This window comes from Methylobacterium sp. 2A, from assembly GCF_009806555.1.
GTDB lineage: Bacteria > Pseudomonadota > Alphaproteobacteria > Rhizobiales > Beijerinckiaceae > Methylobacterium.
Genome location: NZ_VUOK01000034.1, coordinates 84923 through 107975, shown reverse-complemented (window position 1 = coordinate 107975; position 23053 = coordinate 84923). Strand labels below are relative to the sequence as shown.

At 68.6% G+C, this 23053-nt stretch carries 24 protein-coding genes; 14 read left to right on the top strand and 10 right to left on the bottom strand.

The genetic code is table 11. From position 1 onward, the window contains the following. Nucleotides 1-201: 201 nt before the first annotated feature. From FVE89_RS16725 to FVE89_RS16720, 3 genes are all read right to left on the bottom strand, one after another. Nucleotides 202-1059, bottom strand: coding sequence for an alpha/beta hydrolase (locus FVE89_RS16725; protein ID WP_160535208.1), 858 nt, complete (start codon nucleotides 1057-1059; stop codon nucleotides 202-204). A gap of 39 nt (nucleotides 1060-1098) precedes the next feature. After that, nucleotides 1099-1275 carry a hypothetical protein gene (locus tag FVE89_RS30555; protein ID WP_210254060.1) on the bottom strand — a complete coding sequence of 59 codons (177 nt, stop codon included), beginning with the start codon at nucleotides 1273-1275 and terminating at the stop codon, nucleotides 1099-1101. Nucleotides 1276-1376: 101 nt separating this feature from the next. Beyond that, nucleotides 1377-3110 (bottom strand): patatin-like phospholipase family protein, encoded by a 1734-nt coding sequence (locus FVE89_RS16720; RefSeq protein ID WP_160535081.1) that lies wholly within the window; start codon nucleotides 3108-3110, stop codon nucleotides 1377-1379. Nucleotides 3111-3316: 206 nt separating this feature from the next. On the opposite strand from FVE89_RS16720, the gene FVE89_RS16715 reads away from it, so the two are divergent. The 4 genes from FVE89_RS16715 (at nucleotide 3317) to mmsB (ending at nucleotide 8399) form a co-directional block, all read left to right on the top strand. Beyond that, a complete protein-coding gene (locus FVE89_RS16715) occupies nucleotides 3317-4069 on the top strand; it encodes an SDR family oxidoreductase (protein ID WP_160535080.1) in 753 nt (250 codons plus the stop codon). 408 nt (nucleotides 4070-4477) lie between these two features. Beyond that, the gene (gene chvE / locus FVE89_RS16710) at nucleotides 4478-5548 is read left to right on the top strand and encodes a multiple monosaccharide ABC transporter substrate-binding protein (RefSeq protein WP_160535079.1); all 1071 of its coding nucleotides are present in this window, start codon (nucleotides 4478-4480) and stop codon (nucleotides 5546-5548) included. 92 nt (nucleotides 5549-5640) lie between these two features. After that, nucleotides 5641-7176, top strand: coding sequence for a multiple monosaccharide ABC transporter ATP-binding protein (gene mmsA / locus FVE89_RS16705; protein WP_160535078.1), 1536 nt, complete (start codon nucleotides 5641-5643; stop codon nucleotides 7174-7176). 56 nt (nucleotides 7177-7232) lie between these two features. Then, nucleotides 7233-8399 carry a multiple monosaccharide ABC transporter permease gene (gene mmsB / locus FVE89_RS16700; RefSeq protein ID WP_246730937.1) on the top strand — a complete coding sequence of 389 codons (1167 nt, stop codon included), beginning with the start codon at nucleotides 7233-7235 and terminating at the stop codon, nucleotides 8397-8399. A 206-nt stretch (nucleotides 8400-8605) separates the two neighbouring features. Here mmsB and FVE89_RS16695 read toward each other — a convergent pair whose 3' ends face one another. Both FVE89_RS16695 and FVE89_RS16690 read right to left on the bottom strand, forming a co-directional pair. Then, nucleotides 8606-8854, bottom strand: coding sequence for a hypothetical protein (locus FVE89_RS16695; protein WP_160535076.1), 249 nt, complete (start codon nucleotides 8852-8854; stop codon nucleotides 8606-8608). 67 nt (nucleotides 8855-8921) lie between these two features. Continuing rightward, nucleotides 8922-9893 (bottom strand): polyprenyl synthetase family protein, encoded by a 972-nt coding sequence (locus tag FVE89_RS16690; protein ID WP_160535075.1) that lies wholly within the window; start codon nucleotides 9891-9893, stop codon nucleotides 8922-8924. Between the two features lie 162 nt (nucleotides 9894-10055). Here FVE89_RS16690 and mtgA point away from each other — a divergent pair, with 162 nt between their 5' ends. After that, complete coding sequence (gene mtgA / locus FVE89_RS16685; RefSeq protein WP_246730912.1) at nucleotides 10056-10700, top strand: monofunctional biosynthetic peptidoglycan transglycosylase; 645 nt, start codon at nucleotides 10056-10058, stop codon at nucleotides 10698-10700. A 61-nt stretch (nucleotides 10701-10761) separates the two neighbouring features. Continuing rightward, nucleotides 10762-11412, top strand: a complete 651-nt coding sequence (locus FVE89_RS16680; RefSeq protein WP_160535074.1) for a hypothetical protein — start codon at nucleotides 10762-10764, stop codon at nucleotides 11410-11412. A 4-nt stretch (nucleotides 11413-11416) separates the two neighbouring features. On the opposite strand, the gene FVE89_RS16675 is transcribed toward FVE89_RS16680, so the two are convergent. Next, a complete protein-coding gene (locus FVE89_RS16675) occupies nucleotides 11417-12655 on the bottom strand; it encodes an argininosuccinate synthase (RefSeq protein WP_160535073.1) in 1239 nt (412 codons plus the stop codon). 200 nt (nucleotides 12656-12855) lie between these two features. On the opposite strand from FVE89_RS16675, the gene FVE89_RS16670 reads away from it, so the two are divergent. The 8 genes from FVE89_RS16670 (at nucleotide 12856) to FVE89_RS16635 (ending at nucleotide 20057) form a co-directional block, all read left to right on the top strand. Next, on the top strand, nucleotides 12856-13482 hold the full coding sequence (locus FVE89_RS16670; RefSeq protein ID WP_160535072.1) for a 2-hydroxychromene-2-carboxylate isomerase: 627 nt from the start codon (nucleotides 12856-12858) through the stop codon (nucleotides 13480-13482). A gap of 103 nt (nucleotides 13483-13585) precedes the next feature. Then, on the top strand, nucleotides 13586-14275 hold the full coding sequence (locus FVE89_RS16665) for a DsbA family protein (protein ID WP_246730897.1): 690 nt from the start codon (nucleotides 13586-13588) through the stop codon (nucleotides 14273-14275). Nucleotides 14276-14493: 218 nt separating this feature from the next. After that, on the top strand, nucleotides 14494-15066 hold the full coding sequence (locus FVE89_RS16660; protein ID WP_160535070.1) for a F0F1 ATP synthase subunit delta: 573 nt from the start codon (nucleotides 14494-14496) through the stop codon (nucleotides 15064-15066). A gap of 54 nt (nucleotides 15067-15120) precedes the next feature. Next, nucleotides 15121-16653, top strand: a complete 1533-nt coding sequence (gene atpA, locus FVE89_RS16655) for a F0F1 ATP synthase subunit alpha (protein ID WP_160535069.1) — start codon at nucleotides 15121-15123, stop codon at nucleotides 16651-16653. 208 nt (nucleotides 16654-16861) lie between these two features. Then, nucleotides 16862-17752, top strand: coding sequence for a F0F1 ATP synthase subunit gamma (locus tag FVE89_RS16650; RefSeq protein WP_160535068.1), 891 nt, complete (start codon nucleotides 16862-16864; stop codon nucleotides 17750-17752). A gap of 26 nt (nucleotides 17753-17778) precedes the next feature. Next, nucleotides 17779-17982 (top strand): hypothetical protein, encoded by a 204-nt coding sequence (locus FVE89_RS16645; protein ID WP_160535067.1) that lies wholly within the window; start codon nucleotides 17779-17781, stop codon nucleotides 17980-17982. A gap of 64 nt (nucleotides 17983-18046) precedes the next feature. Continuing rightward, entirely contained in the window at nucleotides 18047-19501 is a 1455-nt protein-coding gene (gene atpD, locus FVE89_RS16640) for a F0F1 ATP synthase subunit beta (RefSeq protein WP_160535066.1), read from the top strand. 154 nt (nucleotides 19502-19655) lie between these two features. Continuing rightward, a complete protein-coding gene (locus FVE89_RS16635) occupies nucleotides 19656-20057 on the top strand; it encodes a F0F1 ATP synthase subunit epsilon (RefSeq protein ID WP_039893282.1) in 402 nt (133 codons plus the stop codon). 172 nt (nucleotides 20058-20229) lie between these two features. Here the strand turns inward: FVE89_RS16635 and FVE89_RS16630 are convergent, their stop codons facing one another. Genes FVE89_RS16630 through FVE89_RS16615 form a run of 4 tightly spaced genes read right to left on the bottom strand, consistent with a single transcriptional unit; the run spans nucleotide 20230 to nucleotide 22990 of the window. Beyond that, nucleotides 20230-21474 carry a CCA tRNA nucleotidyltransferase gene (locus FVE89_RS16630; protein ID WP_160535065.1) on the bottom strand — a complete coding sequence of 415 codons (1245 nt, stop codon included), beginning with the start codon at nucleotides 21472-21474 and terminating at the stop codon, nucleotides 20230-20232. Then, complete coding sequence (locus FVE89_RS16625) at nucleotides 21471-21728, bottom strand: DUF6111 family protein (RefSeq protein WP_160535064.1); 258 nt, start codon at nucleotides 21726-21728, stop codon at nucleotides 21471-21473. The genes FVE89_RS16630 and FVE89_RS16625 overlap by 4 nt, the downstream gene beginning before the upstream one ends. Nucleotides 21729-21740: 12 nt before the next feature. Beyond that, entirely contained in the window at nucleotides 21741-22412 is a 672-nt protein-coding gene (locus FVE89_RS16620) for a CoA pyrophosphatase (protein ID WP_160535063.1), read from the bottom strand. After that, nucleotides 22409-22990: a DUF1285 domain-containing protein gene (locus tag FVE89_RS16615; RefSeq protein ID WP_160535062.1), complete on the bottom strand. Its 582-nt coding sequence runs from the start codon at nucleotides 22988-22990 to the stop codon at nucleotides 22409-22411. Before FVE89_RS16615 ends, FVE89_RS16620 begins: the two co-directional genes overlap by 4 nt. Nucleotides 22991-23053 lie beyond the last annotated feature (63 nt).

Genomic DNA, 23053 nt, shown 5'->3' with positions numbered 1-23053 from the left:
TCCCAGGAGCCCTCTCCTAAACAGGTCCGGATCGGAAGGTTCCGGTTCAGTGCAGAATGCTGGGTCGTAAATCCCGGCCCGAGCGTGGATTGAGGAGCTACGCGGCGCGTGCTGCGAACGGGTTCCGCGTCGACTTATGATAACTGTAAAGCGAAGTCAGCTCGTCAATGCAATTTCGCGGCGCGGATCACGGCGGCGGATTCAGGCGAGGAAGTCGATGAGATCCGCATTCACTGCGTCCGGTTCCTCATGCGCGAGCCAGTGGCTGGCGTGATCGTACCAGCGGATCCGGCCGTCATCGCAGAGGGTAAGGCTCGCCTCGGCCAGGCCGGCCTGCAGGGCGGTATCCTGCCGGCCCCAGAGGATCAGGGTGGGCATCCGGACCCGCGGCGGATTTGCCCGTGGGAGCCGCACCAGGGCCCGGTACCAGTTCAGCATGCCGGTCATCGCGCCGGGCTGAAGCCAGGCCGCGACGTAGCGGTCGAGATCGGCGGCCGCGAAGGCGCCGGGCCGGCTGGTGGTGGTGAGCGCCCGCCGCAGGACCCGGCAGCGATCCGCGGTGAGCAGGCGTTCCGGCAGGCCGGGGATCTGGAACAGCCCGACATAGGTGCTGCGCAGCCATTGGCCCGGATGGTGCCGCATGTAATCACCGACGATGCCGGGATGCGGCGCGTTCAGGATCGCGAGCCGCTCGATCCGCTCCGGATAGAGGCTTGCCGCCCACCATGCGACGAGGCCGCCCCAATCGTGGCCCACGAGCCGCACCGTGGGGAAGCCGCAGGAATCGGCGAGCGCGATCACGTCGCCGGCCAGACGGTCGAGGTGATAGGCGTCGAGGCCGTCAGGCTTGTCGCTGAGGCCGTAGCCGCGCTGATCCGGCGCGACGACCCGCAGGCCCGAAGCGGCGAGCGGGCCGATCTGGTGGCGCCAGCCGTACCAGAACTCGGGGAAGCCGTGCAGCAGGATGGTCGGCACGCCGGAATCAGGGCCGGCCTCGGCCACATGGAGGCCGAGATCCGGCAGCGCGATCCGCCGAAAGGTCACGCCCGCAACGTCCATTTGCATCGCTGCTCCACCCGGGCGCGGCACCTCTTGCCGTCAGAAGCCCAAGGTGGTGCAGGCGCCGGCTTCTGGCGAGAGCTGATCGCGCAGGCGGTCCGGTGCGGTCCGGGTCCACAGACAGAGCAGGACGAACGCCGCACCTTCCAGCAGGCCCCGGGCCGGATCGGCGGCGGATGGGGTCCGGGTGGATTGAATCATGGCGGGATGGGTCACGGCGATGAACTCCGAAGGCGACACTGCCGGAGAAATCGGCGTCGGGAGGCCGGGGTTACAGGGGCACACGCAGGCGTTGTGTGCCGCCGCACGCGGACATCTCAGCGCACCGGGTCCAGCCAGCGTGCGAGGGCACCCGCCTCCAGGCTGGCGCGGGTCTCGCGATATCCGAGTTCGGCCGATTCGCGGAACCGCGACCACGCCCGCAGGTCGATGCCCGAGAGCTGGGGCTTGAGCACGGCTGTGGCGTGGGCCGCCGCCATCAGGCTCTGCGCGTCGCTCGAGACCGTGGCGGCGCGCAGCAGCAGCGGCGCCAGCCCCGGCATCGCAAGCGGCGAGCCGATCAGCTTGCGCACGAGGCGGCCGGTCCAGCCGCGCGTGGGCATGTCCTGGAAGGCCCGGTCGCTGCCGACATCGACCGCCAGCACGGGGCCGCGTTCCAGGTCGGCGGCGACGTCGGCGGGCAAGTTGTTCATCATGCCGCCATCGACCAGCACGCCTTCGTCGCACAGCACCGGCGGCAGCAATCCGGGAATCGCGATGCTGGCGCGCAGGGCCTGCGCCAGGTCGCCCGAGCGATGGACCATCGTGTTGCCGGTGGTGAGGTTCGACGAGACGCAGAAGAACGGCAGCCACAGATCCTCGATGCGCGCGCCGCCGTAGCGCACGGCGAGGCCGGCATCGACCTTGGCGCCCCGGGTCAGGGCGTGGAGCGGCAGCGTGTAGTCGTTGAGCGGGTTGTCGGTGGCGAAGAACGCCTCGGTCTGCGCCTCGATCTCATGGAGGCTCCAGCCCATGGCGAGGCCCGCCGCGATGATCGCTCCCATGCTGGTGCCGCCGACGAAATCGGGGGCGCACGACACCTCGTCGAGGGCCTTCAGGACGCCGAGATGGGCGAGCCCTCGGGCGCCGCCGCCGCCGAGCACGAGGCCGCGCGCGGCGCCGCTGACGAGCCGGGCGAGCCGGTGCAGGTCCGCCTCCCGGCCGTCGCGGAGCTGGATCCGGAGGTTCGCCGGCAGCGCGGCGACCGCCGGGTGCAGCGGCTTCGGGCGCCGCGCCGCGGGATCCTGGCGGACGACGAGGTCCATGCGGATCCAGTCGGAGCGAATCCGCTCCAGATACTCCGCCGCCCCGGGCCGTGGCGGCGCGCCGGGCTCGGCCAGAAGCAGCACGTGGTCGCCCCGGCGCTGGCTCTGGCGGCACCACGGACAATCGATCTGCCGGGCCGCGAAGATCGTGCGGGCGTGCCGCGCCTCGAAGGCCTGGAACCACGCCTCGTCGGCGCCGTCCGGCCAGTCCGTCAGGCAGCCGGTCTCGCCGGGCAGCAGGGCGTCGAAGGCGGCCGCGAGCCGGCGGGCGAGATGCGCCGGGTCGGGGCCGTCCGTCACCGACAGGATCGTGAAGATCCGCGGGGCGTGATGCACCGAGTAGCCGTCATAGATGTGGCGCAGGCGGTCGGCGAGCATGCGGGCGAGGTAGAGGAGCGTCTGCGGATGCTCGGCGATCACCGCCTCGAAGGCGTCACGGGTGAGCTTCAGCAGGTGCGCGTCGCGCAGGGCGATCACGGTCGCCGCCCGGGGGGCGTCCGACAGGAGCGCCATCTCCCCGAAAATCTCCGGCGGCCGCAGGCGCGCGATGCGGGTAGGCCGGCCGGTATGGTCGCGGGCCGAGACACCGACCACGCCCGACACCAGGGTGTAGAGCGCGTCCCCCGTCGCGCCCTGCTCGAACAGGATTTTTCCCGCCGGCACCGCCACCGGCTCCATGCGGGCGCGGACTGCCTCGACGGCCGCCGGATCGAGCCCGGCCAGGAACGGGATCTCGGGCGCGCTCAAATCCGCACCGTCCCGCCGCCAGCAGGCCCTGTCGTCCACCGCCGCCGCATCGTCTCAGGCCCTCCCTCGACCACGCCCTGCGCCAACATAGCGCGGACCTTCCAGTGCGCTGCCCGCGTGACCGCGCGCCGCATCTGAAACGCCGATCCCTTCGCGCCGTATGGGGCTTCCGGTAAACGCCGGGGAACGAAAGCCGGGAGGAGCGCATGGCGGCGGCAAATCGGATCGCGATCGTGACCGGGGCCGGGACGGGAGTCGGACGGGCCGCTGCCCTGGCGCTCGCCGGGGCCGGGTGGCGTGTCGTGCTGTCGGGCCGGCGGCCGGGTCCCCTCGAAGAGGTGGCGGCCGAGATCGGCGCCGACCGGTCGCTCGTGGTCCCCACCGACGTCACCGATCCCGGTTCGATCGCCAATCTGTTCGCCCGCGCCAAGGCGCAATACGGCCGCCTCGACCTCCTGTTCAACAATGCCGGGATCGGCGCGCCGGCGGTGCCCCTGGAGGATCTGCCGCTCGAGACGTGGCGACAGGTGGTCGACACCAACCTGACCGCCCTGTTCCTGTGCACGCAGCACGCCTTCCGGATCATGCGCGACCAGGAGCCCCGCGGTGGCCGGATCATCAACAACGGCTCGATCTCGGCGCACGCCCCCCGGCCGAACTCGATCGCCTACACGGCGACCAAGCACGCGGTGACGGGTCTGACCAAGGCGACCTCGCTCGACGGCCGCGCCTACGACATCGCCTGCGGGCAGATCGATATCGGCAACGCCGACACGCCCATGGGCGGCAAGATGAAGGCCGGGGTGCCCCAGGCGGACGGCTCGCTGCGGGCCGAGGCGGTGATGGACCCCGCCCATGTCGGCCAGGCGGTGCTCACCATGGCGAGCCTGCCGCTCGACGCCAACGTGCAGTTCATGACCATCATGGCCACCAAGATGCCGTTCGTCGGCCGCGGCTGACCCGGACGACCGGCGCCGACCTTTCGTTCTTTGCTGTGCATGTCCGGGAGCGGCGCGGCGCGGGCGGAAACACACGATTGACGTCCCGTTCTATAACTCATACAAATTTCGCAACGAAGAACGGACGGGGTTGAACCCGATCCCACGCTGGGAGAGGAATTCCGCCGCCTCGGCGACGACTTCGCGGTGATCCCGCACCCGATCGCTGCGCGCGTTCGAACAAATCAGCACATCAGAAGGCGATCTCTGTCCGGTTCAAAGATTTGAGCCAGATATTGCCGATGCGCGCCCAGATTCTGCTTGATGGAAATCGGGCACGTTTCGAACGATCGGCCGACGATGATGAAACGCGGTGGCGGCAGGCGCAAAAGTCCTTATGCCGCCGCCCGATAAGACAATGGGGGAGTCATGTTCGCCAAGCATATTGTACGCAAGCTGATTTTCGGCGCCGCGCTCCTGGGCGGCGCCCTGTCGTCGGCGCAGGCCGCGAGCGGTGATCCGATCGGGGTGGCAATGCCCACGAAGTCGTCGCAGCGCTGGATCGACGACGGCAACAACATCGTGAGATTGCTTCAGGCCAAGGGCTACAAGCCGGACCTGCAATACGCCGACGACGATATCCCGACCCAGCTCGCCCAGATCGAGAACATGCTCACCAAGGGCGTGAAGCTCCTGGTGGTCGCCTCGATCGACGGGACCACCCTCGGCGACGTGCTGTCGAAGGCGGCCGAGCGCGGCGTCAAGGTCATCGCCTACGACCGCCTGATCAAGGGCACGCCGAACGTCGACTATTACGCCACGTTCGACAACTTCAAGGTCGGCGTGCAGCAGGCGACCTCGATCGTCGACGCGCTGGGCCTCAAGGACGGCAAGGGTCCGTTCAACATCGAGCTGTTCGGCGGTTCGCCCGACGACAATAACGCATACTTTTTCTACGACGGCGCGATGTCGGTGCTGAAGCCGTATATCGACGCGAAGAAGCTCGTGGTGCGGTCGGGCCAGTTCGGCATGGACAAGGTCTCCACCCTGCGCTGGGACCCGGCCACCGCCCAGGCGCGGATGGATAACCTGCTCTCGGCCTATTACGGCAACGCGCGCCTCGATGCGGTGCTCTCGCCCTATGACGGCATCTCCACGGCCATCATCTCGTCGGTGAAGAGCGTCGGCTACGGCTCCGGCAATCAGAAGCTGCCCGTGGTCAGCGGCCAGGACGCCGAGCTGCAATCGGTCAAGTCGATCATCGCGGGCGAGCAGACCGCGACGATCTTCAAGGACACCCGCGAGCTCGCGAAGGTCACGGTGGCGATGATCGACGCCATCGAATCCGGCAAGCAGCCCGAAGTCAACGACACCAAGACCTACAACAACGGCAAGAAGGTCGTCCCGTCCTACCTGCTGACGCCAGTCATCGTCACCAAGGACAACTGGAAGCCGGTCCTGGTCGATTCGGGCTACTACACCCCCGACCAGCTGAAGTGAGGGCAGCGGGGCCGGTTGCCGGCCCCTTCGATCCCGCGCCGGCCTTCCGTCGGCGCGGGTCCCGCTATGAAGATTGGTCCGGAAGGGGTCGCATGCAGCCCGTCCTCGAAATGCGGGGGATTTCCAAGTCGTTCCCCGGCGTCAAAGCCCTCAACGACGTCAATCTGGCCGTCGCGCCCGCCGAGATCCACGCCCTGGTCGGCGAGAACGGCGCCGGCAAGTCGACGCTCATGAAGGTGTTGAGCGGCGTCTATCCGCACGGCTCCTACGAGGGCGAGATCGTCTACGAGGGGCGCCCCGGCCATTTCCGGGACATCTCGGACAGCGAGCGCCTCGGCATCGTGATCATCCACCAGGAACTGGCGCTGGTGCCGTTCCTGTCGATCGCCGAGAATATCTTCCTGGGCAACGAGCCGGCCCGGTTCGGGATCATCGATCAGGACCGGGTCTACGCCCGGTCGCGCGAATTGCTCGCCACCGTAGGGCTCAATGAAAGCCCCGACACGCTGGTGACGCATCTGGGCGTCGGCAAGCAGCAGCTCGTGGAGATCGCCAAGGCGCTGTCCAAGAAGGTCAAGCTGCTCATCCTCGACGAGCCGACCGCGTCCTTGAGCGAGACCGACAGCGAGGCGCTGCTGCGGCTGCTCCTGCGCTTCAAGGACCAGGGTATCGCGTCGATCCTGATCTCGCACAAGCTGAACGAGATCTCGAAGGTCGCCGACCGGATCACGGTGCTACGCGACGGCACCACCGTCGAGACGATGGATTGCCGGCGCGAGGCGGTGGACGAGGACCGGATCATCCGCGGCATGGTCGGGCGCACGCTGGCGAATCGCTATCCCACGCGCGAGCCGAAGATCGGCGACCTGCTGATGGACGTGCGCGACTGGACCGTCCACCACCCGATTCATCCCGACCGGACGGTGGTGCGCGGGGTCAACCTGACCGTGCGCCGGGGCGAGATCGTCGGGATCGCTGGCCTGATGGGTTCGGGCCGGACCGAGCTCGCCATGAGCATCTTCGGGCGCTCCTACGGGCAGGGCATCCGCGGCACCGTCCGGATCGACGGCGCGGAGGTCGACGTCTCGACCATCGACAAGGCGATCGCCGCCGGCATCGCCTACGTCACCGAGGACCGCAAGCAACTCGGCCTCGTCCTGGGCGAGGACATCGCCAAGAACACGACGCTGGCCAACCTTCCGGGCGTCTCCAAGGCCGCGGTGATCGACGAGGACGCCGAGCACCGGGTCGCGAGCGGCTACCGGAGCAAGATGCGGATCCGCTCCTTCGGTGTGGCGCAGCAGACCGTGAACCTCTCGGGCGGCAACCAGCAGAAGGTCGTGCTGAGCAAGTGGCTGTTCACGGAGCCCAAGGTGCTGATCCTGGATGAGCCGACGCGCGGCATCGATGTCGGTGCCAAGTACGAGATCTACAGCATCATCAACGAGTTGGCGGATGAAGGCCGGGGCGTGCTGGTGATCTCGTCCGAGATGCCCGAGCTGCTCGGCCTCTGCGACCGGATCTACGTGATGAACGAGGGGCGCTTCGTCGGCGAGTTCCAGCGCGAAGAGGCGAGCCAGGAAGCGATCATGCGCGCGATCATGCGCTCCAAGGACCTGAACGGATGAGTGATAGCCCAGCGAGCAAGCCCATGATCCCCGCGACCGAAGGACTGTCGAGTTCCATGTCTGCTCCCGCGCCGCGCGCCCGGCGCGGCTTCCTGCCGATGACGCATCTGCGCGACTACGGGCTGGTCTTCGCGCTGGCGGTGATCACCCTGTTCTTCGAGTATACGACCGGCGGCGTGCTGTTCCAGCCGCTGAACCTCACCAACCTCATCCTGCAGAACAGCTACGTCGTGGTGATGGCGCTGGGAATGCTGCTGATCATCGTGGCGGGCCATATCGACCTGTCGATCGGCTCGGTCGTCGGCTTCGTGGGGGCGCTCGCGGCCCTGCTGATGGTGCGGTTCGGCTTCGATCCGTTCACCGCCACGGTGATCTGCCTCACGGTCGGCGCCGCCATCGGCGGGCTGCAGGGCTATTTCGTGGCCTATCTCGGCATCCCGAGCTTCATCGTCACCCTGGCCGGCATGCTGGTGTTCCGCGGCATGACGCTGGCCCTCCTCCAGGGCGCCTCGATCGGCCCGTTCCCGGAGGTGTTCCAGCTCCTCGCCAAGGGCTTCCTCGTTAACTTCGCCGGCCCCTGGACCGCGCTGCTGATCGCGCTCGGCCTGGCCTCGACCTTCGTCGGCCTGAACTGGCGCCGCCGCGCCGCGCGGGTCCGCAACGGCGGCGAGGTCGAATCCTGGGCGTCGTTCATCTTCCGCAACGGCGTGGCCGCCATCGTGATCCTCGCCTTCGCGTACCAGATGAGCAATTACCGTGGCCTGCCGAACGTGCTGCTCGTGATGTTCGTGCTGGTGATGCTCTACAGCTTCGTCACGACCCGGACGACGATCGGCCGGCGGATCTATGCGCTGGGCGGCAACATCAAGGCGGCCCGGCTCTCCGGCATTCGGACCGAGCGGCTCACCTTCCTGACCTTCGCCAATATGGGCGCGCTGGCGGGCCTCGCCGGCATGATCTTCGCCGCCCGGCTCAACACCGCGACCCCGAAGGCCGGCGTGGGCTTCGAGCTCGACGTGATCGCGGCCTGCTTCATCGGCGGCGCCTCGGCCTCCGGCGGCATCGGCAAGGTCTCGGGCGTGGTGATCGGCGCGTTCATCATCGGGGTGATGAACAACGGCATGTCGATCATGGGCATCGGCGTCGATTACCAGCAGGTGATCAAGGGCGTGGTCCTGCTCGCCGCCGTCTGCCTCGACGTCTACAACAAGAACAAGGCCTGATCGGGCGGGCGCCGGCCCGGCCGGCGCCGCTCTCACGGTGATTCCGTGTTTCCAAAGGGTTCAGCCCTTTGGCGGGTGCTCAGGGCAGAGCCCTGAGATATTCGCCAGGGCTCTGCCCTGGACCCGCGAAAGGTCTCGACCTTTCGAAACCATGACGTGATCCGTTTGCGCGGCGCGCAAGACCTGACGCTCCAGTCAACCGGGGGCTAAGTCTGCCGATCGCTGTTGCGCTGCCTGTGAGTCCGGACTTCGGGCTTGTGCTGGCTGATGCCCATCTTTTCCGCGAGCTGCATCTGAAACAGATGACCCCTGGTCCGCGCCAGGATCATTTCCTTGGCCAGGGTAAACTCGCCGTCGAGGTCGTCGTAGGCGGCCTTGTACTCCCGATCCTGCTTCCAGCGATCGGTCAGTTGGCGCACGCTCCGGCTTTCTGCCATCGCCCCCTGCTTCATCATCGATGCCCCTGGTAGCTGTCGAGCGTCCGATCGTGATCGGCCGCCAGGGCCTAATGAGGGCGATCGCTTACGTCTTGCGCGCCACCGTGAACCGGGCGGCATCCCGCAGGATCCGCGCTTTCTCCCCCCAGGCGCCGACCGCATCCTCGCAGACGCCTACGAGGCGGTCGCATTCCGCCCGCGCCCCGTCGATGCCGAGGCGGTCGACGAGCGTGGCCTTGCCGGCGTCCTTGTCCTTGCCGGTGGCCTTGCCCATCGCCTCCGGGGAAGCCTCCCGGTCGAGGATGTCGTCGGCGATCTGGAAGGCCTGACCCAGGGCGAGGCCGTATCGCAGCAGGGAAGCGCGCTGGTCCTTATCGGCACCGCCCACGATCGCGCCGGCCTCCACCGAGAAGGCCAGGATCGCCCCGGTCTTCATCGCCTGCATCCGCAGGGTGTCGTCCACGTCCATGGTGGCCGCGCCGAACCGGCCCTCGGCGGTGAGGTCGAGGAGCTGGCCGCCGACCATGCCGCCGAGGCCCGAGGCTCGGGCGAGGCCGAGCACGAGGTCGGCCCGGATCCGCGCGTCGGGCTGCCAGGTCGGATCGGCCACGATCTCGAAGGCCAGCGTCTGCAGGGCGTCGCCGACCAGGATGGCGGTCGCCTCGTCATAGGCCTTGTGGACCGTCGGCTTGCCGCGGCGCATGTCGTCGTCGTCCATGGCGGGGAGGTCGTCGTGGACGAGGCTGTAGCAATGCACCAGCTCGACCCCGGCGCCGGCCGCGAGCGCCGCCGCCTCCGAGCCGCCGAGCATCCGGGCGGTTTCGATCGCGAGGAACGGCCGCAGACGCTTGCCACCGCCCAGCACCGCGTGCCGCATCGCCTCCATCAGGCGCGCCGGCCGGGCGATCTCGCCGGGGCCGACCTCCGGGCCGAGGCGCTCGACCAGGAAGGTCTCGACCGTCCCGGCGACCTCGGTCAACCTGTGGGTAAACTCGATGGCGGGCGTGCCAGCCTTGACCGAACCGGTCGGTGCCTGCGTTGAGGAGGTCGTGGTCATCGAGCGCTACGTCCGGTCCTGGCCTTGCGAAAACCAATCGCGTGTCAGTTGTACGGGAACGAAATCACGGTGAGCGGGGTCGGACGCATGGGGGAGGCGGCGGAACGCGATCTCCCGCGCGCGCGCCCGCGGCGCCCTCGTCCGGTCCGGCGGCTCGTGGGGATGCTGTTGCTGCTCCCCGCCCTCGGTTTCATCCTCGTACTGGGTCTGGCGCTCGTCTATAGCGCGGTGATGCCGCCGTCGACCCTGATGCTGGGCCGGTGGTTGACGCTTCAGCCGGTGAGCCGCGATCCGGTGCCGCTCTCCGGCATCGCGGCCGCCCTGCCGCTCGCGGTGATCGCCTCCGAGGATCAGCGCTTCTGCCTCGATCACGGCGTCGATTTCGGGGCCATCCGCGAGGTGGTGGAGGACGAGGATTCGCCGAGCCGCGGCGCCTCGACCCTGGCGATGCAGACGGTGAAGAACGTCTTCCTGTGGCCCGGCCGCTCCTACATCCGCAAGGCGATCGAGATCCCGCTGGCGCTCGCCCTCGATACGCTCTGGGGCAAGCGGCGCATGATGGAGATTTATCTGAACGTCGCCGAGTGGGGCGACGGGATCTACGGCGCCCAGGCCGCGAGCCGGCACTGGTTCGGCAAGGATGCGAGCCGGCTGACGCGCAATGAGGCGGCGCTTCTGGCCGCCGTCCTGCCGAATCCGATCACCCGCAGCGCCGGCCGCCCCTCCCCCGGCGTGCGCCGCCGCGCCGCACGGATCCTGGCGATGATGGGTCAGGTGGAGGGGCTGACGGGGTGCCTGCGCCGGTAGCGGGTTCGCCGACGCCTCTGTAAGACGGGCCTCAGAAGCACGAGACCCGAGCCGACACCTCATGAGCGACGCCGTCTACGACCTGACCCTGGAGCGAATCGCGCTGATCCGCCGGATGGTCGTAGCCTGGGGCGGCGGCGAGCCGGGCGCGCCGACCATCCATCCGGAGGCGCCCTATGGCAGCCTCGACCGGGACGGCGACATCGCCAACGTCACCGGCGACGACGAGGGCGCCGAGGAGGAGCACCGGTCCCTGGAGCAGGGGCTCGCGGTCTTCGCCCACAACGCGCAGCTGAAACCCGGCCGCTACCAGTATCACAACGGCCTGGCCAAGCTCGACCACGGCACGGTCGGCGACGTCTTCCGGGATGCCCAGACCGGCGAGACGCCGGAGCACATCACCTTCGCGGTGACCCCGGAGCACCTCGCGCTGATCCCGCATCTCGCTTACGGCTGGGACCCCGCCGGGAACGTGCCGCGGGTGGACCCGGCGCAGCCCTATGGCGACGGGGCGACCTACACCGCCGCGATCGCCCGCCATCTCGCGGCGGTGCCGGAGGCGGCCGCCAACGACGACGAGGACGGGGAGACCCACCGGATCCGGCTGCACCGCGAGATGCAGCCGGCGCTTCAGATTTTTTTGCGGTATGCCGATCTCGGGCCGGGCGACTTCCGGCGCTCGGAAGCGTCCGGGCTCTGGGAGCCGGCCTGAGGCGTCAGCCCTCGCGCTTCTTGCGCTGCGCCAGGGTCCGCAGCCGGAGCGCGTTGAGCTTGATGAAGCCCGCCGCGTCCCGGTGATCGTAGGCGACCGCGCCCTCCTCGAAGGTCACGAGGTCCTGGTCGTAGAGCGAGTGCGGGCTCTCGCGGCCGATCACGTGGACGCCGCCCTTGTAGAGCTTCAGCCGCACCGTGCCGGTGACCTTCTCCTGGCTCTTGTCGATCAAAGCCTGGATCATCTCGCGTTCCGGCGAGAACCAGAAGCCATTGTAGATCAGCTCCGCGTATTGCGGCATCAGCTGGTCTTTGAGGTGCGCAGCGCCGCGGTCGAGGGTGATCGACTCGATGGCGCGATGGGCCGGCAGCAGGATCGTGCCGCCCGGCGTCTCGTACATGCCGCGGCTCTTCATGCCGACGAAGCGGTTCTCCACGAGATCGAGCCGGCCGATGCCGTTGGCCCGGCCCAATTCGTTGAGCTTGGCCAGAAGGCTCGCGGGGGACAGTTTTTCACCGTCGATCGAGACCGCGTCGCCGCACTCGAAGCCGATCGTGATGATCGTCGGCTGGTCGGGCGCCTCCTCGGGGGAGAGGGTGCGCGAGTAGACGTAATCCGGCACCTCGACCGCCGGATCCTCCAGCACCTTGCCCTCCGAGGAGGCATGCAGGAGGTTGGCGTCCACCGAGAACGGGCTCTCGCCCCGCTTGTCCTTGGCGATCGGGATCTGGTGCTGCTCGGCGAAGGCGATGAGCTGCTCGCGGGAGCGCAGGTCCCATTCGCGCCAGGGGGCGATCACTGTGACGTCCGGCTTCAAGGCGTAGTAGCCGAGTTCGAACCGGACCTGATCGTTGCCCTTGCCGGTGGCGCCGTGGCACACCGCGTCGGCCCCGACCTTCTCGGCGATCTCGATCTGCTTCTTGGCGATCAGCGGCCGGGCGATCGAGGTGCCGAGCAGGTACACGCCCTCATAGACGGCGTTGGCCCGGAACATCGGGAAAACGTAGTCGCGGACGAATTCCTCGCGCAGATCCTCGATGTAGATGTTCTTGGGCTTGATGCCGAGCAGTTCGGCCTTGCGCCGGGCCGGCTCCAACTCCTCGCCCTGGCCGAGATCGGCCGTGAAGGTCACGACCTCGCAGCCATAGGTGGTCTGCAGCCACTTCAGGATGATCGATGTGTCGAGCCCGCCGGAATAGGCCAGCACGACCTTCTTCACGGGGCTTTTCGCGGGAACGGACATGCGGCTTCCGGAACTGGGATGGGGCCTGTGCCGCTTATCGCGGGTGGGATTGGCCTGCAACCGGCGTGCCGCGTGGCGCGTAGCCTTTGCCGAAGGATCGGCCGCGTTTCGCCTCACGGCGGCCTTGCGGGCGTGGAAGAAACGGCGCGGGCGTTGCCTGTGAACACCGCCGCGAGAGTGCATTCGGAGAAGCGAAGTCTATGGCGCGCCAGCCGATTCTGGAGTTCTGGTACGAATTCGCCTCGACCTATTCGTACCTCGCGGCGATGCGCGTCGAGGCGGCCGCCGCGGAGGCCGATGTGGCGGTGCGGTGGCGGCCGTTCCTGGTCGGGCCCCTCTTCGCGTCCCAGGGTTGGACCACGTCGCCGTTCAACCTCTACCCGGCCAAGGGCAAGAACATGTGGCGGGACGTCGAGCGCGAGGCCGCGCGCCTCGGGCTGCCGCCGCTGACCAAGCCCGCGCAATTCCCGCAGAACAGCCTCAGCGCCGTCCGCGTCGCCGTTCTCGGCCAGGACCAGGACTGGCTGGTGCCGTTCTCCAAGGCGGTGTTCAAAGCGAGCTTCGCCGAGGGCCGCTCCATCGCGGAGCCCGCGGCCGTCGCCGAGATCCTCGATTCGCTCGGACTCGACGGGACGCAGACGGTGCGTGCCGCCGCCGCGGAGGCCAACAAGACCAAGCTGCGGGTCAGCGTCGAGGAAGCGCGCTCCCGCGGCATCTACGGGGCGCCGACCTTCCTGGCCGACGATGGCGAATTGTTCTGGGGCAACGACCGCCTGGACCAGGCCCTGGCCTGGGCGACCGGCGATCGGCCCAAGGGTCTGCGGTAGGGCCGCGTTCACGCCGATCGGCCATGAATCCGACGCGAGCCGCTGGTTTCGCTCAGGCCCCCGGCAAGGACCGGGTGAAGCCGCGATGCCCCGGACAAGTCCCATGCTGGTTTCCCGACGTCTTCTCCTCGCAGCCGCTGGCGCCGCGCTGGGTTCAGGTTTGGGCGGCGCGACCGCGCAGTCCTACGGCCAGCGCGTCGCGGTCAACGGCGACGACGGCAAGGCGGTCGCCAACTCGATCCTGCCCGGTGAGATCACCGGCCAGATCCCCGCCCTGCGCGGCGTCACCTATGCCGGGCCGCGGGATGCCGGGACCACGCTCTACGAATTCTTCGACTTCAACTGCCCGTTCTGCCGGAAGGCCGCCGCCGACGTGGTGGCGCTGCACGACAGCGATTCAGAACTGCGGATCGGCCTTGTCCACAACCCGATCCTGTCGCCGCAATCGGCCCAGGCCGCCAAGGTGATGCTGGCGGTCCAGCGCCGGCTCGGCGCGCAGGCCGCCTGGGGCTTTTACCAGACGCTGCTCGGCAAGCCCGGCCGCATCGACGGGCCGGGCGCGCTGACGGCCGCGTCCGCCCTCGGGATCCCGCAGGCCGAGCTGGAGGAGATCGCCGACAGCGAGGAGGTCCGCGCAGCGCTCAAGAGCCAGATGCGGATGGCCGCCGATCTCGGGCTTTACGCCACCCCGTCCTACGTACTCGGCAACAGCGGCATCCTCGGCCATCCCGGCGCCCGCGCCATGGCGAAGATGATCGCCAGCGTGCGGCGCTGCGACCGGCTGGCCTGCTGAACGACGCGCCGCGTCACATTTCTGCCGTCCTATCGCGCAGCGGACGCGTCTGTCCGTGTTGCGCGCGGCCATGCTGACATGCTAGGCGGTCGCCGCGCCGATAGGACGGTTCTCGACCCTGTCCCCCGTCGGCGCGATCCCACGTCCCGAACGGTCTCGCACCGCGCTCCCCGCCGGAGCGCGCGGAACGGGCGGGCAACCAGAGAAGAGAGCGACGGGTGGCGCAGAACGGTTCCGAGGCTGGTCCCCTGGTCGCAGGCGTGGCGGGCCGGTACGCTTCCGCCCTGTTCGAGCTCGCGCGCGACGAGCGCCAGGTCGACGCGGTCGCCGAATCCCTCAATCAATTCGATACGCTGTTGAAGGAGAGCGCGGATCTCCGCCGCCTCGTCCGCAGCCCGGTCTTCAGCGCCGAGGAGCAGGAAGCCGCCATCGGCGCCGTGCTCGACAAGGCCGGGATCGGCGGCCTTGCCGGCAACTTCATCCGGCTGGCGGCCTCGAACCGCCGGCTGTTCGCCCTGCCCGACATGATCGCCGCCTTCCGCGCCCTGGTGCAGGACTCGAAGGGCATCGTGCGCGCCGAGGTGCGGGTGGCCGAGAAGCCCTCCGACGCCGTGATCGAGGAGATCAAGGCGTCGCTCCGCGATATCGCCAAGGCCGAGGTCGACGTCGACCTCGTGGTCGATCCGAGCCTGATCGGCGGCCTCGTCGTGAAGATGGGCTCGCGCATGGTCGACGCCTCCCTCCGGACCAAGCTCAACGGTATCCGCCTCGCGATGCGGGCCGCGCCGTAAGCGCCCCCATCCGACCCGAACACTTATAGACGCATCAGCGACAGAGGCCCGAGTATGGACATCCGCGCCGCCGAGATCTCCGCGATCCTGAAAGAGCAGATCAAGAACTTCGGCGAAGAGGCCGAAGTTTCCGAGGTCGGGCAGGTCCTGTCCGTCGGCGACGGCATCGCCCGCGCCTACGGCCTCGACAACGTCCAGGCCGGCGAGATGGTCGAGTTCGAGTCGGGCGTGCGCGGCATGGCCCTGAACCTCGAGCAGGACAATGTCGGCATCGTGATCTTCGGGTCCGACCGCGAGATCAAGGAAGGCCAGACCGTCAAGCGCACCGGCGCCATCGTGGATGTGCCGGTCGGCAAGGGCCTGCTCGGCCGCGTGGTCGACGGCCTCGGCAACCCGATCGACGGCAAGGGCCCGATCCAGTTCACCGAGCGCCGCCGCGTCGACGTGAAGGCGCCGGGCATCATCCCGCGCAAGTCGGTGCACGAGCCGATGGCGACCGGCCTGAAGGCGATCGACGCCCTGATCCCGGTGGGCCGCGGCCAGCGCGAGCTGATCATCGGCGACCGCCAGACCGGCAAGACCGCCATCGCCCTCGACACGATCCTGAACCAGAAGCCGGGCCACGTCGCCGGCGGTGACGAGAAGGCCAAGCTCTACTGCATCTACGTCGCGATCGGTCAGAAGCGCTCGACGGTGGCCCAGTTCGTGAAGGTGCTGGAGGACCAGGGCGCCCTGGAATACTCCATCGTCATCGCCGCTACCGCCTCGGACGCCGCGCCGATGCAGTTCATCGCGCCGTTCGCCGGCTGCGCCATGGGCGAGTATTTCCGCGACAACGGCATGCACGCCGTGATCGTGTACGACGATCTGTCCAAGCAGGCCGTGGCCTACCGCCAGATGTCGCTGCTGCTGCGCCGCCCGCCGGGTCGCGAGGCTTACCCGGGCGACGTGTTCTACCTGCACAGCCGCCTGCTGGAGCGCGCCGCCAAGATGGGCGACGCGGCCGGCGCCGGCTCGCTGACCGCGCTTCCGGTCATCGAGACCCAGGCCAACGACGTCTCGGCCTACATCCCGACCAACGTGATCTCGATCACCGATGGCCAGATCTTCCTTGAGACCGATCTGTTCTACCAGGGCGTGCGCCCGGCGGTGAATGTCGGCCTCTCGGTGTCGCGGGTGGGCTCCTCCGCCCAGACCAAGGCGATGAAGAAGGTCGCCGGCAAGATCAAGGGTGAGCTGGCGCAGTACCGCGAGATGGCGGCCTTCGCACAGTTCGGCTCCGACCTCGACGCCTCGACCCAGGCCCTGCTGAACCGCGGCTCGCGGCTCACCGAGCTCCTGAAGCAGCCGCAATTCTCGCCGCTGAAGATGGAAGAGCAGGTCGCGGTGATCTACGCCGGCGTGAACGGCTACCTGGACAAGCTCCCGGTCAGCAAGGTCCGCCCGTTCGAGGACGCGCTGCTCAGCACGCTCCGCTCGCGGCACAAGGACCTGCTCGACTCCATCGCCGCCTCCAAGGACCTGTCGGACGAGAATGCCGGCAAGCTGAAGAGCGTCGTCGAGAGCGTCGCCAAGTCGATCGCCTGATCCAAGTCCCCTCCCCGCTGATCTCGGGCTTGCCCGGGATCAGGACCGGGCTTGCCTAGATCGGGCGAGCTCGATCTAGGTGGGGAGGGGTTAGGGGTGGGGGTGGTGCAGGAGGCACCGTACCGCTCCATCCTGAGCCACCCCCACCTCCGGCTCCTCCCCGCAAGGGCGAGGAGAGGCCCTTTCAAATGGACCTGGACCTCACCCGATGGCGAGTTTGAAGGATCTGCGCAACCGCATCACCTCGGTGAAGGCGACGCAGAAGATCACCAAGGCCATGCAGATGGTCGCCGCCGCCAAGCTGCGCCGGGCGCAGATGGCCGCCGAGGCGGGCCGCCCCTATGCCGAGAAGATGTCGGCGGTGCTGGGCAATCTCGCCGGCAACCTCGTGGGCGGCGTCGGCGCGCCTAAGCTGCTGTCGGGAACGGGCTCCGAGCAGACGCACCTGCTGGTGGTCTGCACCGGCGACCGCGGCCTTGCCGGTGCCTTCAATTCCTCGATCGTCCGCCTTGCCGTGCGCGAATACGCGCAGAAGCTGACCGCCGAGGGCAAGACCGTCAAGATCATGACGGTCGGCAAGAAGGGTCTCGACATGCTGCGCCGGCAGTATCGCGACCAGATCGTCGAGAGCATGGATATCCGCGGGAACCGGCCGGTGGATTATCCCTTCGCCGCCGAGATCGCCGACAAGATCCTCACCCGCTTCGAGGCCGGTGAGTTCGACGTCGCGACCCTGTTCTATTCCGAGTTCCGCTCGGTCATCTCGCAGATCCCGACCGCGCAGCGCCTCATCCCGGCCGAGCTGCCCGCGGCCGACACGACCGCGAAGGCGACCGCCGGCAACGCCGCCCTGGAATTCGAGCCCTCCGAGGAGGCGATCCTGGAGACGCTGCTGCCGAAGAACCTGACGGTGCAGATCTACCGGGCGCTCTTGGAGAACGCCGCCTCCGAGCAGGGCGCGCGCATGAGCGCCATGGACTCGGCGACCCGCAACGCGGGCGAGATGATCAAGAAGCAGACGCTGATCTACAACCGGACGCGTCAGGCCATGATCACCAAGGAACTCATCGAGATCATCTCGGGCGCCGAGGCTCTGTGATAAGGGGGCGCTGGAGGCGTCGGACGATGACGACAGAGGTTGAGAACCTGGTCTCGGAGCATCTGCGTGCTCTGCGGCATGACGTCTCCGAGGTGCGTCTCGATCTGAGGGACGTGAAGGCGCGACTGACGGCCGTCGAGATGCAGGTCGCGACCATGAACGGCCGCATGGATCGCTTCGATGAGCGGATGGCCCGTGTCGAAGTCCGGCTCGATCTGAGAGACGCTTGAGCCCGATCCGGTTTTTGAAGATACCGCCCGCGCGCCGCGCGCTGGCACCGACAGCGAGGACACGATGGCGAACACCGCACTCCCCGGCACCGGCTCCAACAAGGTCGGCAAGATCACCCAGGTCATCGGCCCCGTGGTCGACGTGCAGTTCGAGGGCCATCTGCCCGAGATCCTGAACGCACTCGAGACCAGGAACAACGGCGCCCGCCTCGTCCTCGAGGTGGCCCAGCAGCTCGGCGAGAACACCGTCCGCTGCATCGCCATGGACACGTCCGAGGGCCTGACCCGCGGCCAGGAATGCACCGACACCGGCGAGCCGATCAAGGTTCCGGTCGGCATGAACACGCTCGGCCGCATCATGAACGTCATCGGTGAGCCGATCGACGAGGCCGGCCCGGTCCAGGCCACCACCTTCCGCGCCATCCACCAGCCGGCCCCCTCCTATGCCGAGCAGTCGACCGAGGCGCAGATTCTCGTCACCGGCATCAAGGTGGTCGACCTGCTCGCCCCCTACGCCAAGGGCGGCAAGATCGGCCTGTTCGGTGGCGCCGGCGTCGGCAAGACCGTGCTGATCATGGAGCTGATCAACAACATCGCGAAGGTGCACTCGGGCTACTCGGTCTTCGCCGGCGTGGGTGAGCGCACCCGCGAGGGCAACGACCTCTACCACGAGATGATCGAGTCCAAGGTGAACGTCGACCCGAAGGAGCACGGCTCCGCCGAGGGTTCGAAGTGCGCCCTGGTCTACGGCCAGATGAACGAGTCGCCCGGTGCCCGCTCGCGCGTCGCGCTCACCGGCCTGACGATCGCCGAGCAGTTCCGCGACGACGGTCAGGACGTGCTGTTCTTCGTCGACAACATCTTCCGCTTCACGCAGGCGGGCTCCGAGGTGTCGGCGCTTCTCGGCCGCATCCCCTCGGCGGTGGGCTACCAGCCGACGCTGGCCACCGACATGGGCGCCCTGCAGGAGCGCATCACCACCACGACCAAGGGCTCGATCACCTCGGTGCAGGCGATCTACGTGCCGGCCGACGATCTGACCGATCCGGCCCCGGCCGCCTCCTTCGCCCACCTCGACGCCACGACCGTGCTGTCGCGCTCGATCGCCGAGAAAGGCATCTACCCGGCGGTGGATCCGCTGGACTCGACCTCGCGCATGCTCTCGCCGGCGATCCTCGGTGAGGAGCATTACGACGTCGCCCGCCGCGTCCAGCAGACCCTGCAGCGCTACAAGGCGCTCCAGGACATCATCGCGATCCTGGGCATGGACGAGCTGTCCGAGGAGGACAAGCTGACGGTCGCCCGCGCCCGCAAGATCGAGCGCTTCTTCTCGCAGCCCTTCTCGGTGGCCGAGGTGTTCACCGGCTCGCCGGGCAAGCAGGTCGCGCTGGAAGACACCATCAAGGGCTTCAAGGGCCTGGTGAACGGCGACTACGACGACCTCCCGGAGGCGGCCTTCTACATGGTCGGCACCATCGAGGAGGCCCAGGAGAAGGCCAAGAAGCTCAAGGCCGCGTAAGACTGCGCCCTCCCTCCCCTCCCCCTTGCGGGGAGGGGCCGGGGGTGGGGGTGGCGCAGAAGGAACCGCTGCGCTCGATCCTGCACCACCCCCACCTCCATCTCCTCCCCGCAAGGGGGAGGAGAGCCTGTTGCGGATCCCGGATCGTCCTGAGATGGCCACCTTCCACTTCGATTTCGTCGGCCCCGAGCGGACGCTGTATTCCGGCGAGGTGACCGCCGTTCAGCTGCCCGGCACCGAGGGCGAGATGACCGTGATGCCGGGCCACGCGCCCGTGCTGACCTCGCTCCGGGTCGGCGTGATCGTCGTCACCGAGAGCCAGGGCAGCGGCAAGCGGATCTATGTCCGCGGCGGCTTCGCGGATATCGGCCCGACCGCCGTGACCGTGCTGGCCGAGCGCGCCGCTCCGATCGAGGAGCTGACGCACGAATCCCTCGACCGGGATATCGAGGCGGTCGAGATGCAGCGCGACGCCACCGAGGATCTTCAGAAGCGCGAGGAGCTGAACGGTCAGATCGTTCAGCTGCAAGAGACCAAGGCGCTGCTGAAGCTCTGAGAGCGTTTGACGCGCACGAACGAGCGCCGGCGCCGCTTCAATTGATCAAGGCATGGTTTCGAACGGTCGAAACCTTTCGCGGGTCCAGGGCAGAGCCCTGGACAACAGCTCAGGGCGCTGCCCTGAGAACCCGCCAAAGGGCGTGGCCCTTTGGAAACCCAGACTTTACTGGTTACTCAGCTGTGTAGGCGTGGTCCAGCGCGTGTTTCAACAGGGCCGCGCGCTTCTCCGCCCCGGTCGGACAGCCGCGCTCCAGCCACAGGCGGCGCGCCGCCGCCAGAGCGCGTCCGATGGCCGGGCCCGGCGGGATCCCTGCGGCGACCAGATCGGCCCCCGCGAGCGGGAAAGATGGGGCGCCGCCCTCGCCGCCCAAGGCCAGCAATTCCTGACGCGCCCTGTCCGTGACGTTGGGCCGTGGCTCGCCCGCCAGGATCGCCAGCGCTTCCGTCAGCGATGGCAGGCCGTGCTCGGCCGCGAGAGACCGGGCTGCGGACGCATCGACCGTCGCCCGGCCGTGCAGGGCCGCCAGCGCGTCGGCATAGGCGGTGAGGCGGCCGTGCTCCTGGTTCGACAGCCGGAGCCGGTCGCGCAGGCGATCTGCATCGTGCCGCGCGCCGACCGCCAGCGCCGCGAGCCGCATCACGGGCGGCAGGTCCGCCTGGGCGGCGCGTTCAAGCCGTCCGAGTTCCCCGACGCCGCCGGTGATCCGCTGGAGCAGGCCCGTCGCGCTCACGATCGAGATCATCGCCGGGCCGCCGGTCGCCGCCAGAAGCTTCAAGAACTCGTCGCGAATGCGCTCCCGCGAGAGCCGGCCGAGGCTGTCCCGCGCGGCTACGCAGGCGGCGAGCGCCTCCGGGTCAGGCGCGCCGCTCCCGAAGCGCGCGTGGAAGCGGAAGAAGCGCAGGATTCGGAGCGCATCCTCCCGGATCCGGGTCGCGGGATCGCCGATGAAGCGCACCCGCCCGTGCTCCAGATCCGCCAGACCGCTGACGGTGTCGTGCAGGTGGCCGGCGCGATCGAGCGACAGGGCATTGACCGTGAAGTCGCGGCGCTCCGCATCCCTGGCGAAATCGCTGCCGAACCGGACGACGGCGTGGCGTCCGTCGGTCTCGACATCCTCGCGCAGCGTGGTGACCTCGATCGGCCCGTCCCCGGTGATCAGGGTGATCGTGCCGTGTTCGATTCCGGTCGGCACCGCCTTGAGCCCCGCCGTGCGGGCGCGCGCCAGGACGGCCTCCGGCACCAGCGTCGTGGCGAGGTCGATATCGGCGGCGGCGATGCCGAGCAGGGCATCGCGGACGCAGCCGCCGATCAGGCGGGTTTCGGCGCCCGGCTCGTCCAGGGCCGCGAACGCCTGGCGCACGCCCGGACGGTCGAGCAGCGCCGTCAGGCCGCCCGGATCGAGATCCCGCCTCACCGGAAGCCGCCCGGGACGAGGCGGCCGTTCTCCATATGGGTCGGCACGTAGCCGCCGGCGCGGCGCTCGGAAAACAGGCCTTCGTAGACGAGGGTCGCGATCACGAGGGTCAATCCGGCGAGCACGAGGCGGAAGAGATGGGCGTCCCAATGGATTCGGCGCAGCGGATTGCGTCCCGCCAGCACGAGGTAGACGAGGAACAGCGCGAAGGGGATGAGGAAGAGGCCGAACTCTTCGAGGACGCGACGCAGCATGGCGATTCGCACCTACCCGGCCGAGCGGCGGACCCGGTCCGGATCGGTATCCGGATAGAGCCGCTCGCGGAGATTGTTCAGGATCCCGGCCGTGACGCCCCAGATCAGCCGCTCGCCGAAGGTCAGGGCGTAGAAGTAGCGGGTCCGCCCCTGCCAAACCCGCGAGCGCAGGCGGTAGCGCTCCTGGTCCATCAGCACCGGCAGCGGCACCTCGAACAGGTCGGCCACCTCGGCGGGATTCGGACGGAACGTCGCCTGCGGCGCCACGAGGCCGATCACCGGCGTGACCAGGAAGCCGGTCCCCGACAGGTAAGGATCGAGATAGCCGACGAGACGCACCGAAGCCGGGTCCAGGCCGATCTCCTCGTCGGCCTCGCGCAGGGCCGCGGCGGCGGGATCCGGGTCGGACGGGTCGATCTTGCCCCCCGGCAGCGCGACCTGACCGGAATGGTCGCGCAGGTTTGCGGCCCGCTGCGTCAGGATCAGGGTCGGCCCTTCCGGCCGGAACACCACCGGCACAAGCACGGCGGCCCGCCTGTGCGGCGGCGGCGGGATCACCGCCGAACCGTCCGGATCGAGGCTGTGGTCGCCGCGTGGGTTCGAGGTCGGATCGTCCGGCCCGGGCGGGTTCGGCGACAGGCCCGCTGAGGCGCGGGCGAGGAAATCGGCGATGGCGTCGCTCACGCGGCGGCGGCCGGCGCGATCGGGTGGAACAGGCCGCCGGCCCAGAGACCGAGCCAGGTTTCTCCGTCGAGGGTTTCCTCCTCGGCCAGATCCACGAGGTCGTAGGTGAGCGCCCGGGAAACGAGCGCCCAGAGGCCACCGCGGACATGGAGATAGGGCTTCAACGCGCCGTCCGCCGCTTCCTCGAAGCGCAGGGTATGTTCCGCATCGACCGGGACGAGATCGTCGACATTGGTCCGGAAGCTGATGCGCCTGTCCTGTCCGGACCCGTCCACCGCCATCTCGACCGCCACGAAGGGCGCGTCCTCGACGGTGATGCCGACGCATTCCACCGGCGTGACCAGCACGATGCGCCCGTCCGGCTCGCGCCGCAGGATGCTGGAGAACAGCCGGACGAGCTTCGGCCGGCGGATCGGCGTGCCATTGTGATACCACGTCCCGTCCGCAGCGATGCGCATGTCGATCGCGCCGCAATAGGGCGGGTTCCAGCGCTCCACCGGCGGCGGCCCCCGGGTCGGCAGATCCCCGAGGGCGGCGCTGAGGCGGTTCAGGGTCGGGTCGGCGGAATCCTCGCTCATGCCCGCTACAGATAGCGTCCCCGCGGCCCGACAGCCATGGCGGGTACCCGACCAACCCGACGT

Coding starts and splice junctions, on each gene's coding strand:
- FVE89_RS16695 (WP_160535076.1), bottom strand. CDS start 8,854: ATGATGAAGCAGGGGGCGATGGCAGAAAGCCGGAGCGTGCGCCAACTG.
- FVE89_RS16615 (WP_160535062.1), bottom strand. CDS start 22,990: ATGAGCGAGGATTCCGCCGACCCGACCCTGAACCGCCTCAGCGCCGCC.
- FVE89_RS16725 (WP_160535208.1), bottom strand. CDS start 1,059: ATGGACGTTGCGGGCGTGACCTTTCGGCGGATCGCGCTGCCGGATCTC.
- atpA (WP_160535069.1), top strand. CDS start 15,121: ATGGACATCCGCGCCGCCGAGATCTCCGCGATCCTGAAAGAGCAGATC.
- FVE89_RS16635 (WP_039893282.1), top strand. CDS start 19,656: ATGGCCACCTTCCACTTCGATTTCGTCGGCCCCGAGCGGACGCTGTAT.
- FVE89_RS16650 (WP_160535068.1), top strand. CDS start 16,862: ATGGCGAGTTTGAAGGATCTGCGCAACCGCATCACCTCGGTGAAGGCG.
- atpD (WP_160535066.1), top strand. CDS start 18,047: ATGGCGAACACCGCACTCCCCGGCACCGGCTCCAACAAGGTCGGCAAG.
- FVE89_RS16680 (WP_160535074.1), top strand. CDS start 10,762: ATGAGCGACGCCGTCTACGACCTGACCCTGGAGCGAATCGCGCTGATC.
- FVE89_RS16645 (WP_160535067.1), top strand. CDS start 17,779: ATGACGACAGAGGTTGAGAACCTGGTCTCGGAGCATCTGCGTGCTCTG.
- mtgA (WP_246730912.1), top strand. CDS start 10,056: ATGCTGTTGCTGCTCCCCGCCCTCGGTTTCATCCTCGTACTGGGTCTG.
- FVE89_RS16690 (WP_160535075.1), bottom strand. CDS start 9,893: ATGACCACGACCTCCTCAACGCAGGCACCGACCGGTTCGGTCAAGGCT.
- chvE (WP_160535079.1), top strand. CDS start 4,478: ATGTTCGCCAAGCATATTGTACGCAAGCTGATTTTCGGCGCCGCGCTC.
- mmsB (WP_246730937.1), top strand. CDS start 7,233: ATGTCTGCTCCCGCGCCGCGCGCCCGGCGCGGCTTCCTGCCGATGACG.
- FVE89_RS16715 (WP_160535080.1), top strand. CDS start 3,317: ATGGCGGCGGCAAATCGGATCGCGATCGTGACCGGGGCCGGGACGGGA.
- mmsA (WP_160535078.1), top strand. CDS start 5,641: ATGCAGCCCGTCCTCGAAATGCGGGGGATTTCCAAGTCGTTCCCCGGC.
- FVE89_RS16625 (WP_160535064.1), bottom strand. CDS start 21,728: ATGCTGCGTCGCGTCCTCGAAGAGTTCGGCCTCTTCCTCATCCCCTTC.
- FVE89_RS16675 (WP_160535073.1), bottom strand. CDS start 12,655: ATGTCCGTTCCCGCGAAAAGCCCCGTGAAGAAGGTCGTGCTGGCCTAT.
- FVE89_RS16665 (WP_246730897.1), top strand. CDS start 13,586: ATGCTGGTTTCCCGACGTCTTCTCCTCGCAGCCGCTGGCGCCGCGCTG.
- FVE89_RS16670 (WP_160535072.1), top strand. CDS start 12,856: ATGGCGCGCCAGCCGATTCTGGAGTTCTGGTACGAATTCGCCTCGACC.